Source organism: Pseudomonas ekonensis (assembly GCF_019145435.1).
Lineage (GTDB): Bacteria > Pseudomonadota > Gammaproteobacteria > Pseudomonadales > Pseudomonadaceae > Aquipseudomonas > Aquipseudomonas ekonensis.
Genome location: NZ_JAHSTS010000002.1, coordinates 2152201 through 2167095, shown reverse-complemented (window position 1 = coordinate 2167095; position 14895 = coordinate 2152201). Strand labels below are relative to the sequence as shown.

The window sequence follows — 14895 nt, the reverse complement described above, 5'->3', positions numbered from 1 at the left end:
CTGCGGGAGCCGGCCTGCTGGCGATGGCGGCCGATCAGCCGCTGCAGAATCAGAAGCGTTCGATGTTGCGCGACTGCCGCTCGCGCTCCACTTCCTTGGGCTTGTACGCGCAGTACCCCGGGCGCGGGCCGATCTTGGGGTGGTTGCGGCAGGTGTCCGGGCGCTTGTCATAAATGGTGCACAGCCGGCTCTTACGATCCAGGTAATAGCAGTCGTTGTTGCTCATGCGCTGGAGGGTGAAGATCCCCGACTTCTGGTTGAAGCGCTCGACCAGCCCTTCCTTCTGCAGGCGCTTGGCGATGTTCTTCGGCGGTTCGCCCAGCTCGAACTCGTCGACCACGCCGATGCGCACCAGGTCCTTGATCTTGACCTCGACCGGCAGCGTGCAGCAGCTCGACACGCAGGAGCCGCACATCGGCGCCGAGTATTTGGCCCAAGTCTCGAGACGGTCGATCTCGGCGGCGGCGATCAGGTTGGGCTTCATCATCGGTGTTTACCAGGCGTAGGCATCAGGGCGCGCGATCATACCGGGAGCGGTGGATTTTTGAACAACCTTTCGCCGGTTTTTTATCGGGCAACGCACGGTCCGCAGCGGTTCGGCACGGCCCCTGCATCGGATGTGTCGCGCGTTCGACGATTGCCAGCACCGGAAAAACAGCCGAACCAGAGCCGCCGCCGTCGGTCAGACCGACTAGGCTCTGACCATTCCCCGCTCGCCCGAGGTCCTATCGATGACTCAAGAACCGCTAGTTCGCGAAGCTGAAGTGGCCGCATTCCGCGACGCCGTCCTGACCAAACTCACCTATGCGGTGGGCAAAGACCCGGATCACGCCTTCGACCACGACTGGTTCGAAGCCATCGCCCTGGCGGCGCGCGATCACATGGTCGAGCACTGGATGGACCACACCCGGCAGATCTACCGCAAGGGCCAGAAGCGGGTGTACTACCTCTCGCTGGAATTCCTCATCGGCCGCCTGCTGTACGACAGCCTGAGCAACCTCGGCCTGCTCGACGTGGCCCGCGAGGCGCTCACCGAACTGGGCGTGGACCTGGAGCGCATCCGCATCCTGGAGCCCGACGCGGCGCTGGGCAACGGCGGCCTCGGGCGGCTGGCGGCGTGCTTCATGGAGAGCATGTCGACCCTGGGCATCGCCGGCCACGGCTACGGCATCCGCTACGAGCACGGCCTGTTCCGCCAGGCCATCGTCGACGGCTGGCAGCAGGAGCAGACCGAGCACTGGCTGGATTTCGGCAACCCGTGGGAGTTCGAGCGGCCGGAGGTCGTCTACTCCATCGGCTTCGGCGGCAGCGTGGCCACGGTCACCGACGCGAACGGCAAGGCCAAGCAGGTCTGGTCGCCGTCGGAAACCGTGCGGGCCATCGCCTACGACACCCCGGTGGTCGGCTGGCGCGGGGCCAGCGTCAACACCCTGCGCCTGTGGCGGGCGCGGGCGATGGAAGACCTGCACCTGGAGCGCTTCAACGCCGGCGACCACCTGGGCGCGGTGGCCGAAGTGGCCCGGGCCGAAAGCATCTCCCGGGTGCTTTACCCGGCCGACAGCACCGAAGCGGGGCAGGAACTGCGCCTGCGCCAGGAATACTTTTTCGTCACCGCTTCGCTGCAGGACCTGCTGCGGCGCCACCGCAACATGCACACCTCGGTGCTGACGCTCGGCGATCACGCGTCGATCCAGCTCAACGACACCCACCCCTCGATCGCCGTCGCCGAGCTGATGCGCCTGCTGGTGGACGTCTACGACGTGGCGTGGGACGCGGCGTGGCAAGTCACGGTCGAGACCCTGTCGTACACCAATCACACGCTGCTGCCCGAAGCGCTGGAGACCTGGCCGGTGGGCCTGATGGAGCGCATGCTGCCCCGGCACATGCAGATCATCTACCTGATCAACGCCCAGCACATCGACTCGATCCGGGCCAAGGGCATCCACGACTTCGACGTGCTGCGGGCGGTGTCGCTGATCGAGGAAGACAACGGCCGGCGGGTGCGCATGGGCAACCTGGCGTTCCTCGGCTCCCACAGCGTCAACGGCGTATCCGGGCTGCACACCCAACTGATGCGCAAGACGGTGTTCGCCGAGCTGCACAAGCTGTATCCGCAACGGATCAACAACAAGACCAACGGCATCACCTTCCGCCGCTGGCTGTACCAGGCCAACCCGGAGCTGACCTCGATGCTGGTCGACGCCCTCGGTCCGCAGGTGCTGGACAACCCCGAGGAGCGCCTGCTCGACCTTGAGCCGTTCGCCGAGAAGGCCGCGTTCCGCAAGGCCTTCGCCGAGCAGCGGCTGCACAGCAAGAAAGCCCTGGCCTACCTGATCCATGAGCGGCTGGGGGTTGCGGTGAACCCGGCGGCGATGTTCGACGTGCAGGTCAAGCGGATCCACGAGTACAAGCGCCAGTTGCTCAACCTGATGCACACCGTCGCGCTGTACCAGGCGATCCGCGCCGAACCTGAGGTCGACTGGGTGCCGCGGGTGAAGATCTTCGCCGGCAAGGCCGCGGCCAGCTACCACCAGGCCAAGCTGATCATCAAGTTGACCAACGACATCGCCCGGGTGGTGAACAACGACCCGACCGTGCGCGGCCTGCTGAAAGTGGTGTTCCTGCCCAACTACAACGTCAGCCTGGCGGAGAGCATCATCCCGGCGGCGGACCTGTCGGAGCAGATCTCCACCGCCGGCTTCGAAGCCTCGGGCACCAGCAACATGAAGTTCGGCCTCAACGGCGCGCTGACCATCGGCACCCTCGACGGCGCCAACGTGGAAATGTGCGAGCGCATCGGCGCCGAGCACATGTTCATCTTCGGCCTGAGCGCCCAGCAGGTCGAGGCGCGCAAGCAGAACCACGAGTTCAGCGCGGTGCCGGACATCGCCGCGTCCCACCGCCTGAACGATGTGCTGCAGGCGATCCGCGGCGGGGTGTTCTCGCCGGACGACACCTCGCGGTACACCGGGCTGATCGATTCGCTGGTGGACTACGACCGCTTCCTGGTCTGCGCCGACTTCGACGCGTACTGGGAAGCGCAGCGGCGGGTCGAGGCGCTCTGGCACGACGCCGACAACTGGTGGCGCTCGGCGGTGCTGAACACGGCGCGGATGGGCTGGTTCTCGTCCGACCGCACCATCCGCGAATACGCCACGGACATCTGGAAAGCGCTGGAGTAGCTTTTCGCGGGAATTGTGCGCAAGGCCCGGCGTTCGCTGGACCGGATCGATATACTGGGCGCCGTTTCAACGGCAGTCTCAGGTCTTGCCGCTCCCGCATGAAAAGCACCTGCAGGGAGTGAATGGCTGCCTAGACTGACTGGACTGCCGCATTCGCCCCGTGCCGGGGCCGCTTAGGGATATCGACCATGCAATGGATGTTCATGTTGATCGGGCTGGTGCTCGGCTGGCTGGCCGACGAGTCGTTCAGCGACGCGCTGCTGGGCGCGCTGCTGGGGCTGGGGATCGGCCAGGCGATCCGCATCGCCCGGCTCGGCGCGCAGACGGCGCAGCAGCAGCGGCAACTTGAACAGGCCAACGCGGCGTTGCAAGCCGTGGAGCAGCGGCTGTTCCGGCTGGAGGGCGCTCCGGCCCAGACCGCGCCCTCCTTCAGCGAAGCCCCGGACGATGAGGCCGCTGCGCAACCGGTCGCTGTGGCGCAGGCTGCGTCAGCACTTCAACCTGAGCCTCAATCCGAGCCCCGGCCGGCGCCCGAACTGGTCTGGGAACTGCCGCCCGAACTGGAGCCCGTTTCCGTCGCCCGTCCGGCCAGCCCGGCGCTGGCGCAGGACGCCTGGCGCGCCGAAGCCGCCCCGTCCGAGCCGCCAGCCCCTGCCGAGCCCCGCGGGCCGAACCTGATCGAGCGCGCCATCGGCGCCGCCCGCAACTGGCTGTTCGGCGGCAACACCGTGCTGCGGGTCGGTGTGGTGCTGCTGTTCTTCGGTCTGGCGTTCCTGCTGCGCTACGCCACCGAAGGCGTGGTGGTGCCGGTGGAGCTGCGTTACGCCGGGGTCGCGGCGTCGGCCCTGGGCTTGCTGGCGCTGGGCTGGTGGCTGCGGCGTCGCAACAGCGGCTATGCGCTGATGCTGCAAGGCACCGGGATCGCGGTGCTGTACCTGACGGTGTTCGCGGCGATGCGCCTGCATCCGTTGCTCGATCCGTCCGCCGCGTTGGGCCTGCTGGTGGCGGTCACCGTGTTTTCCGCGATCCTGGCGATCACCCAGGATGCGTTGGCCCTGGCCGCCGTGGCGGCGCTCGGCGGGTTCGCCGCGCCGATCCTCACCTCCACCGGTGCCGGCAACCACGTCGCGCTGTTCAGCTATTTCGCCCTGCTCAACGCCGGCATCCTCGCCATCGCCTGGTTCAAGGCCTGGCGCCTGCTCAACCTGATCGGCTTCGTCGGCACCTTCGGCATCGGTTTCGCCTGGGGTGCCCGGTCGTACACGCCGGAGCTGCTGTGGAGCACCGAGCCGTTCCTGGTGCTGTTCTTCCTGATGTACCTGGCCATCGGCCTGCTGTTCGCCCGGCGCAAACTGCTGGATCTGCCGGACGCCCCGGCGGACGGCGACCGCGCGGCGCTGCTGCACTGGTCGGCGCGCAAGGGCGACTACGTCGACGGCACGATGCTGTTCGGCCCGCCCTTGGTGGGCTTCGGGCTGCAGCTGGCGCTGGTGCAGCACCTGGAATTCGCCGCTGCGTTCAGCGCCCTGGCGCTGGGCCTGATCTACCTGCTGCTGGCCCGCGCATTGATGGGCGGTCGGGCGCTGCTGCTCGGGGAAACCTGCCTGGCCTTGGGCGTGATCTTCGCCAGCCTGGCGATTCCGTTGGGGCTGGATGCGCGCTGGACGTCCGCCGCCTGGGCGGTGGAAGGCGCGGGGATCTTCTGGCTGGGCCTGCGCCAGCAGCGGTTGCTGGCCCGGGGCTTTGCGCTGTTGCTGCAACTGGGTTCGGCGCTGGCGTTCCTCAGCGGCCTGCGTGCCGGCGAGGCCAGCCTGCTCGACGGCGCGCCGCTGGGGGCGTTGATGCTCGGCCTGGCGCTGCTGTTCAGTTTCCATCAATTGCGCCAGTCCCCGGCGCCGCAGACGCAGCCGTGGGAACGCTACGGTCTGCCGGTGCTGGCGTGTCTGGGCCTGACGTTCCTCTATCTGTTGGCGCCGCTGTTCTTCCTCGCCCACGGCACGGCGATCAGCTGGGCGCTGGCCGGGCTGGCGACGCTGTTCGTCGGCCTGCGCCTGCAATCGCGCACGTTCCTGTTCACCGCGTTCGCCGTGCAACTGCTGGGCGGCGCGCTGTTCCTGCTGCGCCTGCAAGGGGCCGGGGACGATTCGGCGGCGGTGTTCAGCGCCGGCTGGAGCGGGCTGCTCGGTGCCTCGCTGATCGGGCTGGCGCTGATCGCCGGCATGCTGCTGGCGGCCCGGGACGACATGGTGCGCAGCGACGTGCGTCTGCTCCAGGGCCTGTCGGTGGTGCTGCTGGCGGGGCTGGTGCTGATCAACCTGGCGGTGCTGTTCGTCCTGCCGTGGCAGACGGCGAGCGCGGTGTGGGCGGCCAGCGGCCTGCTGATCATCTGGCTGAGCCTGTACCTGCGCCAGCCGGTGAGTTTCGTGTTCGGCCTGCTGTTGCAGGTGATCGGCGGGGCGGCGTTCCTGCTGGCCGGCCCTCAGTGGCTCGGGCCGCTGTCCGGCGAAGGCCTCAAGCCGCTGGCCCATGGCGGCTTCTGGACGCCGCTGGTGCTGGGCGTGGCCGCGCTGGTCGGCGCCTGGCGCCTGAAACTGGGCAATCACGCCTCGGCGTTCGACCGCTTGAGCCTGCACCGTCTGTCCGAGGTGCTGCTGGTGTGGGGCGCCGCCTGGTGGGCATTGGCATGGGTCAGCGAAGTGCTGCGCTTTGCGCCGTTGCCACTGCAGGCCACGCTGCTATTGGTGGTGGCGGCACTGAGCGTCGGTGTGTGGACGTTGCTGGCATCGCGGCTGAAATGGCCGGCGCTGGGGCGGGTCTGCACCTTGCTGACGCCGGCGGCGGCCCTGGTGCTGCTCGCGGCCTGGCATTCGCGCTACCACCCGGCGGCGGAGTTCGGCTGGCTGGCCTGGGCGCTGGTGTTCGTCGTGCATTTCTTCAGCCTGCGGCGCCTGGCGCCGAGCCTGCCGGCCCGGGCCCTGAGCACGGCCCATGTGCTGGGCTGCTGGCTGTTGATCGGCGTGCTGGCGCTGGAGCTGCGTTACGGTCTGCTGCTGTTGTCCGAGCAATACAACGCCTGGCGCTGGCTGGGCTGGGCGATCCTGCCGAGCCTGTACCTGCTGCTGATGGCGGCCCCGCGCGACTGGTCGTGGCCGGTGGCGGCGTTCCCCCGCGAGTACCGCGTGTATGCGGCGGCACCGTTGGCGGCGCTGATGCTCGGCTGGTTCTGGCTGGCCAACGGGGTGAGCGACGGCAACGCCGAGCCGCTGCCTTACGTGCCGCTGCTCAACCCGCTGGAGCTGGGCCTGCTGTTTGCGCTGTTCGGCGTCAACGTCTGGTCGCGCAGCGCGGTCGGGCAACTGGCGATCCGCGAGGATTACGCCAGCCTCGCCGCGCAGGCGGTCGCCGGGGTGTCGCTGTTCGCCTTCGGCACGGCGCTGGTGACCCGCGCCGCCCACCATTGGGCCGGGATTCCGTTCGAGCTGGATCTGCTGCTCGAATCGATGCTGGTGCAGGCGGGGCTGTCCATCGTCTGGACGCTGATGGCGCTGGGGCTGATGATCGGCGGGCACCTGCGCCATCGCCGCGAGGTGTGGCTGATCGGCGCGGCGCTGATCGCGCTGGTGGTGGCCAAACTGATTTTCGTCGAATTGAGCAACCGTGGCGGACTGGCCCGGATCGTCTCGTTCATTGGCGTCGGCGTATTGCTGCTGGTGGTGGGCTATTTCGCCCCGCTGCCGCCCAAGCGCGCCGACGCCGCACCGGCGGCGGACAAGCCCGCGCCGGAAACCGGAGGAGTGTCGTCTTGAGTCGCAAGCTTAATCTGGGGTGGCTGATGCTGGGCGTGGCCATGACGGTCGGCGCCCAGGAAAAACCGGCGGACTTCGCCGTGCAGATCCCGTTGGCGGTCACCGGCGACGGCCCGTGGTATCGCCTGGAGTTGCCGCTGAGCGCGCAATTGCAGGCGCGGCAGACCGACCTCAGCGATCTGCGGGTGTTCAACGCCGCCGGCGAGCCGCAGGCCTACGCCCTGGCCCGTGAATCGGCGCAGACCCGCGACGACGGCCAGTTGCACGACGTGAAGCGGTTCCCGCTGTACGGCGCCGCCGACGCCCAGGAGCGGGCGCCGAACGTGCGCATCCAGTCCACCACCAGCGGCACGCTGGTCGAGGTGCAGCCGTCCAGCCAACTGGAGGCGGGCGAGGAAACCCTGCGCGGCTGGCTGCTCGACGCCAGCGCGGTCAAGGCGCCGCTGCAGCAACTGATCCTCGACTGGAGCAGCGAGCGGGACGGCTTCCAGCGCTTTTCCATCGAGGCCAGCGACGACCTGCAGCACTGGCGCCCGTGGGGCGAAGGGCAGGTGGCGCGGCTGACCTTTGCCGATGAGCAGGTCGAACAGCACGAAGTGGCCCTGCCGGGCCAGAACGCCCGTTACCTGCGCCTGCTGTGGGACTCGCCGGCCTCGGCGCCGGCCCTGACGGCGGCGCAGCTCAAGAGCAGCGACCCGCGTCAGGTGCCGCTGCCGTTGGTCTGGTCGCAGGCGCTGGCCGGCAGCCGCGGCAAGGCCGGCGAATACACCTGGCAACTGCCGATGGGACTGAACGTCGAGCGGGTGCAGGTGGAACTCAGGCAGGCCAACAGCCTGGCACCGGTGACGCTGGCCGGGCGCCGCGAAACCAGCCTGCCGTGGCAGACGCTGACCGGCGGTTTGCTCTATCGCCTGACCCAGAACGGCCAGGACGTGGTGCAGAACGAATTGCAGTTGTACGGGCAGACCGTCCAGCAGCTCAGGCTGACGGTCGACGAGCGCGGCGGCGGCCTCGGCGAACAGGCGCCGAGTCTGAAGTACGCGGTGCGCGCCACGCAGGTGATCTTCCTGGCCCGGGGCGAAGGGCCCTACAGCCTGGCGCTGGGCAACGCCGGCGTGAAGACCGCGAACTTGCCGCTGTCCACGCTGATTCCTGATTTCACCCCGGCGAAACTGGCGGCGCTGGGCAAGGCCACGGTGCAGGGCGAGGCGCTCGCGCCCCAGACCTCGACCGCCACTACGACGGCGACGGCGGACACGAACTGGAAGAAGTTCGGGCTGTGGGCGGTGCTGCTGCTCAGCGTGCTGTTCCTGGGGGCGATGGCGTTCAGCCTGTTGCGCAAGCCGCCGGCCAAGCCCTGAGGTTGGCCGGCGCTGGGCGCCGGATCGCGGGCAAGCCCGCTCCCACAGCAGAAGAGGGTGTTCACTGGATTTGTGTCCACTGAAGATCCTTGTGGGAGAGGGCTTGCCCGCGAAGGCGGCCGATCAGGCAAAAAGGGGGGGCGGTCATGCTCAACGCAGCACCGCCCGTCCCGTTCCGGGCTACGCTCAATCCCGTGCCTGAACTCTGTCCCGCCAATCCCGTCAGATGGCAGGAATTGCCCCGACGCACGTTTACGGGCGTCACCGCTCGCTAGGTTTCCAGACTCCCTGTAAACTGCGCGGGTTTTTCAGCCCCCCATTCCACCGGAGCCGTCCATGTCCCGCGTTACCCTGAGTCGCTATTTGATTGAGCAGACCCGCAGCAACAATACCCCTGCCGATCTGCGCTTCCTGATCGAAGTGGTGGCGCGTGCCTGCAAGGAAATCAGCCACGCCGTGTCCAAAGGCGCCCTCGGCGGCGTGCTGGGCAGCATGGGCACCGAGAACGTCCAGGGCGAAGTGCAGAAGAAGCTGGACGTGCTGTCCAACGAAATCCTGCTCGAAGCCAACGAGTGGGGCGGCCACCTGGCCGGCATGGCCTCCGAAGAGATGGACAATGCCTACCAGATCCCGGGCAAGTACCCTAAAGGCGCCTACCTGCTGGTGTTCGACCCTCTGGACGGTTCGTCGAACATCGACGTCAACGTGTCGGTCGGCACCATCTTCTCGGTGCTGCGCTGCCCGAACGAATACCTGAGCCAGAACGAAAGCCTGAACGAGAAGGCCTTCCTGCAGCCGGGCACCCAGCAGGTCGCCGCCGGCTACGCGATCTACGGCCCGCAGACCATGCTGATCCTGACCCTGGGCAACGGCGTGAAGGGCTTCACCCTGGACCGCGAGATGGGCAGCTTCGTGCTCACCCACGAAAACATCACCATTCCGACCGCCACCCAGGAATTCGCCATCAACATGTCCAACCAGCGTCACTGGGAAGCCCCGGTGCAGCGCTACGTCGGCGAACTGCTGGAAGGCGAGACCGGCCCGCTGAAGAAGAACTACAACATGCGCTGGATCGCTTCGATGGTCGCGGACGTGCACCGCATCCTGACCCGCGGCGGCCTGTTCATGTACCCGCGCGACAGCCGCGAGCCGTCCAAGCCGGGCAAGCTGCGCCTGATGTACGAAGCCAACCCGATGTCGTTCCTGGTGGAACAGGCGGGCGGCGCGTCCACCGACGGCCACCAGCGCATCCTCGACATTCAGCCTGAAGGCCTGCACCAGCGCGTGGCGGTGTTCCTCGGCTCGAAGGAAGAAGTCGAACGCGCCACGGCCTACCACAAGGCCTGACCCATGGACGCGCCCTGGCAGCCGTTGCTCGACTGGTGGTTCGGCCATGCCGGATCGGCGAGCGCAACGGCGGCGCAAAAGGGCGCGTTGTGGTTCGGCAAACGCGACAGCCAGGACCTCGAAGCGCGGGAGCGTTTCGGGGTCTTTGTCGATCAGGCCCTGGCCGGCGGCTTGACCGGGTGGACGCAATGTCCCGAGGGTTGGCTGGCCGTGGTGCTGCTGCTCGATCAACTGCCGCGCATGATCTATCGCGACACACCCCAGGCGTTTTCCGGTGATGCCCGTGCCCAGAAGCTGGTCGCCCAGGGCATTGCGGCGGACTTCGACCGGCGACTGAAGCCGATCCAGCGGGTGTTCATCTACCTGGTGTTCGAGCACTGCGAGAACCTCGCGGTGCAGAACGAGGCCGTCTCAAGGTTCATGGCGCTGACGGACGAACAGCCGCAGGCCGAGCGTGCGGTGTTTGCCGACAATCTGGACTATGCCGAACGGCACCGGAAGGTGATCGCCCGGTTCGGGCGGTTTCCGCACCGCAACGCGGTGTTGGGGCGGGAGTCGACGGCTGAGGAGTTGGTTTACCTTTCGCAGCCGGGTGCGGGTTTCTAGAGTCGCTTTGCGGCGGATCACCGCCCGGAGCGGGCCCACTCCCACAGTGGGTTCGTGAACGACACAGATCCCTGTGGGAGAGGGCTTGCTCCGGGCGGCGGCCGGTGAAGGCGCCTCAGATCCTGAAACTGCCCACCAGATGCTTGAGCCGCGCCGCCTGCTGCTCGAGGTCCGAGCACGCACGCAACGTCGCTTGCAGGTTTTCCACCCCTTCCTGGTTCAGCATGTTGATCTCGCTGATGTCGACGTTGATCGACTCCACCACGGCGGTCTGCTCTTCGGTGGCGGTGGCCACCGACTGGTTCATGCCGTCGATCTCGCCGATGCGCTGGGTCACGCTGCCCAGACGCTCGCCGGCCTGGTTGGCGATGCCCACGCTGCTTTCGCTCTGGCGCTGGCTGTCGGTCATGATGGTGACCGCCTGACGCGCGCCGACCTGCAGTTCTTCGATCATCTTCTGCACTTGCTGCGCCGAGTCCTGGGTGCGGTGCGCCAGGTTGCGCACTTCGTCGGCCACCACGGCGAAACCGCGGCCCGCTTCGCCGGCACGGGCCGCTTCGATGGCGGCGTTGAGCGCCAGCAGGTTGGTCTGCTGGGAGATGCTGGTGATCACTTCCAGAATCTGGCCGATGTTCACCGTGTGGCTGTTCAGGGTCTCGATGTTGCCGCAGGAATCGCTGATCTGCGCCGACAGCTGCTGCATCGCGTGGATGGTCTTGTCCACCACCTGCTGGCCGTCTTCGGCCTGGCTGCGCGCTTCGCTGGAATGCTGCGAGGCGAGCGCGGCGTTCTGGGCGATCTCCTGGGCGGCGGCACCGAGCTGGTTGATCGCGGCGGCCACGCTGTTGGTGCGCGAGGCCTGCTGGTCGGAGTTGTGCATCGACGAGTTGGAGGCAGCGACCACCCGCAGGGCGACTTCGTTGACTTGCCCGGTGGCCGACGACACTTCGCGGATCGAGGTGTGGATGCGCTCCACGAAACGGTTGAACGACAGGCCCAGGGCGCCGAACTCGTCGTGGCCGTGGATGGTCAGGCGCTTGGTCAGGTCGCCTTCGCCTTCGGCGATGTCGTGCATGGCGCGGCCCATGGTCAGCAGCGGCTGCATCAGGACGCGGATCAGCATGCCGAGCAGGGCGATGATGATCACCACCGCGATCACCATGGCGATCAGCGCCGAGGTGCGGAATTCGCTGAGCATCGAGAACGCGGTGTCCTTGTCCAGCACCAGCGCCACGTACCAGTCGGCCGACGGTACGCCGTTGACGTGGGTGAACGAGATCAGCTGGGTCTTGCCGTCGGCCTCGACTTCCTTCAAGCCGGGGCTGACGCTCGGCGCGCCGTCGGGATAGGCGTCGGCCAGGCTCTTGAGCACCAGTTTGCTGTCCGGGTGGATCAGGATCTTGCCTTCGCGGCTGACGATGAACGCGTGGCCGTGGCCGCCGAAGTTCAGCGAGTTGATGATCGCGCTGATGCTGGACAGGTCGATGTCGGCGCCGGCCACACCGATCATCTGGCCCTGGCGCTGCACCGGGGTGGCGACGGTGATCACCAGCTTGCCCGACGAGGCGGCGATGTAGGGTTCGGTGACGATGGTCTGCTGGGCGGCGTTGGCCGCCTTGTACCAGCCGCGGGCGCGCGGGTCGTAGTCCGGCGCGCGGTTGCCGGCCGGCACCGAGAACATCACGCCGTCGGCGCCGCCGAAGTAGCTGAGCTGGAAATTGCCGGTGTAGGCGGGCAGGTCGATGATGCGCTTGAGGCTGGCCGGGGCGTTGCCGTCGGCGACGATCTGCTGGGACAGCGATTGCAGCAACTGGATGCGGCTCTCCAGCCAGGTCTGGATGTTGCTGGTGGTCAGGCTGCCCAGTTCCTGCATCGACGCATCGGTGCTGCTGCGCAGGGTTTCGCGCTGGCGATAGTCGTTGAACAAAATGAAACAGGCGAACGCAACGGCCACCACGAGGGCGGCAGCCAACAAGATCTTGTGGCTGAATTTCATGTTTCTGGTCATTAAATGAGCTACCGCGGAGGGCTGGTCAAGAAGGGGCGGCAATTTGCCACAGTCTCGGGCTTTGCGCTGCTCTTATTTCGACCGCTGCGGGCCAAAGATGAGGCCGTTTTCGCGAAAGGCGACGAAATGCCCAATGGCCTTACAAAGTGTCTGATTTATCGGGAAAAGGCAGACGGGCGGGGCAACAAATAGCCGGCCCGGGAGGGAACCCGACAGGGGTTTTCTCTTCTAAGCTTCTGGTTGGCGCCAGGCCATCCCCCTTCCGCTCCAGGAGTTACACATGTCGCTGCGTTCTATCGCCTTGCTGTCGTTTTGCGTGCTGTTGGCCGCCTGCAGCAAGATCAATCAGGAAAACTACTCGAAGCTCTCGACCGGGATGGCCAAGGCCGAGGTGGAGACCCTGCTCGGCAAACCCACCGATTGCGCGGGTGCGCTCGGCATGTCCAGTTGCACCTGGGGCGACGAAAAGAGCTTTATCAGCGTGCAGTACGCCGGTGACAAAGTGTTGATGTTTTCCGGCCAAGGCCTGAAGTGAACCGGGGCCGCGCGCCCACGGGAGAAAAACAATGAAGCGGTTATTGCTTGTCCTTTTCGCCGGCCTGGTATTGGCCGGCTGCGCCACCACCGGTGAAGATCCGCTGGCGCCCAAGACAGTCCACAGCGTCAATCTCAAGCGCTACCAGGGCACCTGGTACGAGCTGGCGCGCCTGCCGATGTATTTCCAGCGCAACTGCGCACAGTCCGAAGCCCGCTACACCCTCCAGCCCGACGGCAACCTCGGGGTGCTCAACCGCTGCCTGACGGAAGACTGGCAGTGGGAAGAGGTCAAGGGCACCGCTTATCCACAGGTGCCGGGCAAGACCGACAAGCTGTGGGTCGAGTTCGACACGTGGTTCTCGCGGCTGATCCCGGGCACCGCCAAGGGCCAGTACTGGGTGCTGTACGTCAGCGATGACTACAAGACCGCCATCGTCGGCGACCCGAGCCGGCGTTACCTGTGGCTGCTGTCCCGCACGCCGACGGTCAACGGCGTGGTGCGCGAGGAGTTGCTGAGCAAGGCGCGCCAGCAGGGGTACGACACCACGCGGCTGATCTGGCGCACCTCGGACCGGCAGATGGCCAAGACCTCCAACTGACCGGTTCCGCCAACCACGGCGGGAGCCAGCAGGCTGGCTCCCGCCGTTTTGATCCGCGTCAGCCCAGGAGCTCGCGCAGCACCTGGGTGAACGCCCGGGCGCTGTCCTCTTCTGCGGCATGCCGCCCGCCGCGCACCACCCACTGGCCGTTCACCATGACGTCGCGCACCTGACGGTCGCCGCCGGCGAACAGCCAGCGGTTGAGGATGCCGTCGCCCTGGGCGGTCGCCAGGTACGGATCGCTGCCGTCGAGGGTGATCCAGTCGGCGCGCTTGCCGACCTCCAACGCGCCGATCGGCTGGCCCAGCGCCTGGGCGCCGCCGTCCAGCGCCGCGTCGTACAGGGTGCGGCCGACCATCGGCTGGTCCGCGCCGTACAGGCGGTTGCGCCGTTGGTCGCGCAGGCGCTGGCCGTATTCCAGCCAGCGCAGCTCTTCCACCACGCTCAACGACACGTGGCTGTCGGAACCGATGCCCATGCGCCCGCCTTGGGCCAGGAAATCCACCGCCGGGAAGATCCCGTCGCCGAGGTTGGCTTCGGTGGTCAGGCACAGGCCGGCGATGGCGCGGCTCTTGGCCATCAGCGTGACTTCGTCCGGATCGGCGTGGGTCGCATGCACCAGGCACCAGCGCGGATCGACCTCGACGTTCTCGTACAGCCACTGCAACGGGCGGCGGCCGCTCCAGCTCAGGCAGTCGTCGACTTCCTTCTGCTGTTCGGCGATGTGGATGTGCACCGGGCACTGCTTGTCGCTGGCCGCCAGCACGTCGCTGATCTGCTGCGGGGTGACCGCGCGCAACGAGTGGAAACACAGGCCCAGCGACTGCGCCTGCTGTTGCGCCAGCACCGGTTGCAGGCGCGCCTGCAGATCGAGGTAGGCGTCGGTGCCGTTGATGAAGCGGCGCTGGCCGTCGTTCGGCGCCTGGCCGCCGAAGCCGGAATGGCTGTAGAGCACCGGCAGCAGGGTCAGGCCGATGCCGGCGGCGCCGGCGGCCTGGCTGATGCGCAAGGCCAGTTCGGCCGGGTCGGCGTAAGGCCGGCCGCTGGTGTCGTGGTGCACGTAATGGAATTCGGCCACCGAGGTGTAGCCGGCCTTGAGCATTTCGATGTAGAGCTGGCGGGCGATGACGCCGAGTTGCTCCGGCGTGATTTTTCCGACGAGCCGGTACATCAGGTCGCGCCAGGTCCAGAAACTGTCGTTCGGATTGCCGGCCACTTCCGCCAGTCCGGCCATCGCCCGCTGGAAGGCGTGGGAGTGCAGGTTCGGCATGCCCGGCAGCAGCGGACCGCCCAGCCGTTCGGCGCCGTCTGCGGTGGAATCGGCCTGGACACTGGTCAGCACGCCGTCGGCGTTGACCTCAAGACGTACATTGTTGGCCCATCCACTAGGCAGCAGCGCGCGTTCGGCAAAGAAGGCGGACATGGTTCAGCACCCCATCGTGTGTTATT

General features: G+C 67.1%; 10 protein-coding genes and 1 pseudogene. 7 read left to right on the top strand and 4 right to left on the bottom strand.

Going from position 1 to position 14895, the window contains the following annotated elements:
* Positions 1-49: 49 nt before the first annotated feature.
* Positions 50-487 carry a YkgJ family cysteine cluster protein gene (locus KVG96_RS22790; protein WP_085581788.1) on the bottom strand — a complete coding sequence of 146 codons (438 nt, stop codon included), beginning with the start codon at positions 485-487 and terminating at the stop codon, positions 50-52.
* A gap of 244 nt (positions 488-731) precedes the next feature.
* Between KVG96_RS22790 and KVG96_RS22785 the strand changes: the two genes are divergently transcribed.
* The 5 genes from KVG96_RS22785 (at position 732) to KVG96_RS22765 (ending at position 10302) form a co-directional block, all read left to right on the top strand.
* The gene (locus tag KVG96_RS22785; protein ID WP_217894042.1) at positions 732-3182 is read left to right on the top strand and encodes a glycogen/starch/alpha-glucan phosphorylase; all 2451 of its coding nucleotides are present in this window, start codon (positions 732-734) and stop codon (positions 3180-3182) included.
* A 188-nt stretch (positions 3183-3370) separates the two neighbouring features.
* Positions 3371-6988: a DUF2339 domain-containing protein gene (locus tag KVG96_RS22780; protein ID WP_217894041.1), complete on the top strand. Its 3618-nt coding sequence runs from the start codon at positions 3371-3373 to the stop codon at positions 6986-6988.
* Positions 6985-8349 (top strand): DUF3999 domain-containing protein, encoded by a 1365-nt coding sequence (locus KVG96_RS22775; RefSeq protein ID WP_217894040.1) that lies wholly within the window; start codon positions 6985-6987, stop codon positions 8347-8349. The genes KVG96_RS22780 and KVG96_RS22775 overlap by 4 nt, the downstream gene beginning before the upstream one ends.
* Positions 8350-8685: 336 nt before the next feature.
* On the top strand, positions 8686-9696 hold the full coding sequence (locus KVG96_RS22770) for a class 1 fructose-bisphosphatase (protein ID WP_217894039.1): 1011 nt from the start codon (positions 8686-8688) through the stop codon (positions 9694-9696).
* Positions 9697-9699: 3 nt separating this feature from the next.
* Positions 9700-10302, top strand: coding sequence for a DUF924 family protein (locus KVG96_RS22765; protein ID WP_217894038.1), 603 nt, complete (start codon positions 9700-9702; stop codon positions 10300-10302).
* 115 nt (positions 10303-10417) lie between these two features.
* Here the strand turns inward: KVG96_RS22765 and KVG96_RS27905 are convergent, their stop codons facing one another.
* Positions 10418-11182, bottom strand: a complete 765-nt coding sequence (locus tag KVG96_RS27905; RefSeq protein ID WP_371856106.1) for a methyl-accepting chemotaxis protein — start codon at positions 11180-11182, stop codon at positions 10418-10420.
* 93 nt (positions 11183-11275) lie between these two features.
* Positions 11276-12298 (bottom strand): annotated as a pseudogene (locus KVG96_RS27900) (HAMP domain-containing protein); the annotation flags it as partial.
* A 292-nt stretch (positions 12299-12590) separates the two neighbouring features.
* Between KVG96_RS27900 and KVG96_RS22755 the strand changes: the two are divergent.
* Both KVG96_RS22755 and KVG96_RS22750 read left to right on the top strand, forming a co-directional pair.
* Positions 12591-12845 carry a hypothetical protein gene (locus KVG96_RS22755; RefSeq protein ID WP_085581774.1) on the top strand — a complete coding sequence of 85 codons (255 nt, stop codon included), beginning with the start codon at positions 12591-12593 and terminating at the stop codon, positions 12843-12845.
* Between the two features lie 31 nt (positions 12846-12876).
* Positions 12877-13446, top strand: a complete 570-nt coding sequence (locus KVG96_RS22750) for a lipocalin family protein (protein WP_217894036.1) — start codon at positions 12877-12879, stop codon at positions 13444-13446.
* A gap of 58 nt (positions 13447-13504) precedes the next feature.
* Here KVG96_RS22750 and KVG96_RS22745 read toward each other — a convergent pair whose 3' ends face one another.
* The gene (locus KVG96_RS22745) at positions 13505-14869 is read right to left on the bottom strand and encodes a formimidoylglutamate deiminase (protein WP_217894035.1); all 1365 of its coding nucleotides are present in this window, start codon (positions 14867-14869) and stop codon (positions 13505-13507) included.
* Between the last annotated feature and the right edge of the window lie 26 nt (positions 14870-14895).

Coding starts and splice junctions, on each gene's coding strand:
- KVG96_RS22790 (WP_085581788.1), bottom strand. CDS start 487: ATGATGAAGCCCAACCTGATCGCCGCCGCCGAGATCGACCGTCTCGAG.
- KVG96_RS22785 (WP_217894042.1), top strand. CDS start 732: ATGACTCAAGAACCGCTAGTTCGCGAAGCTGAAGTGGCCGCATTCCGC.
- KVG96_RS22780 (WP_217894041.1), top strand. CDS start 3,371: ATGCAATGGATGTTCATGTTGATCGGGCTGGTGCTCGGCTGGCTGGCC.
- KVG96_RS22770 (WP_217894039.1), top strand. CDS start 8,686: ATGTCCCGCGTTACCCTGAGTCGCTATTTGATTGAGCAGACCCGCAGC.
- KVG96_RS22765 (WP_217894038.1), top strand. CDS start 9,700: ATGGACGCGCCCTGGCAGCCGTTGCTCGACTGGTGGTTCGGCCATGCC.
- KVG96_RS27905 (WP_371856106.1), bottom strand. CDS start 11,182: ATGCACAACTCCGACCAGCAGGCCTCGCGCACCAACAGCGTGGCCGCC.
- KVG96_RS22755 (WP_085581774.1), top strand. CDS start 12,591: ATGTCGCTGCGTTCTATCGCCTTGCTGTCGTTTTGCGTGCTGTTGGCC.
- KVG96_RS22750 (WP_217894036.1), top strand. CDS start 12,877: ATGAAGCGGTTATTGCTTGTCCTTTTCGCCGGCCTGGTATTGGCCGGC.
- KVG96_RS22745 (WP_217894035.1), bottom strand. CDS start 14,869: ATGTCCGCCTTCTTTGCCGAACGCGCGCTGCTGCCTAGTGGATGGGCC.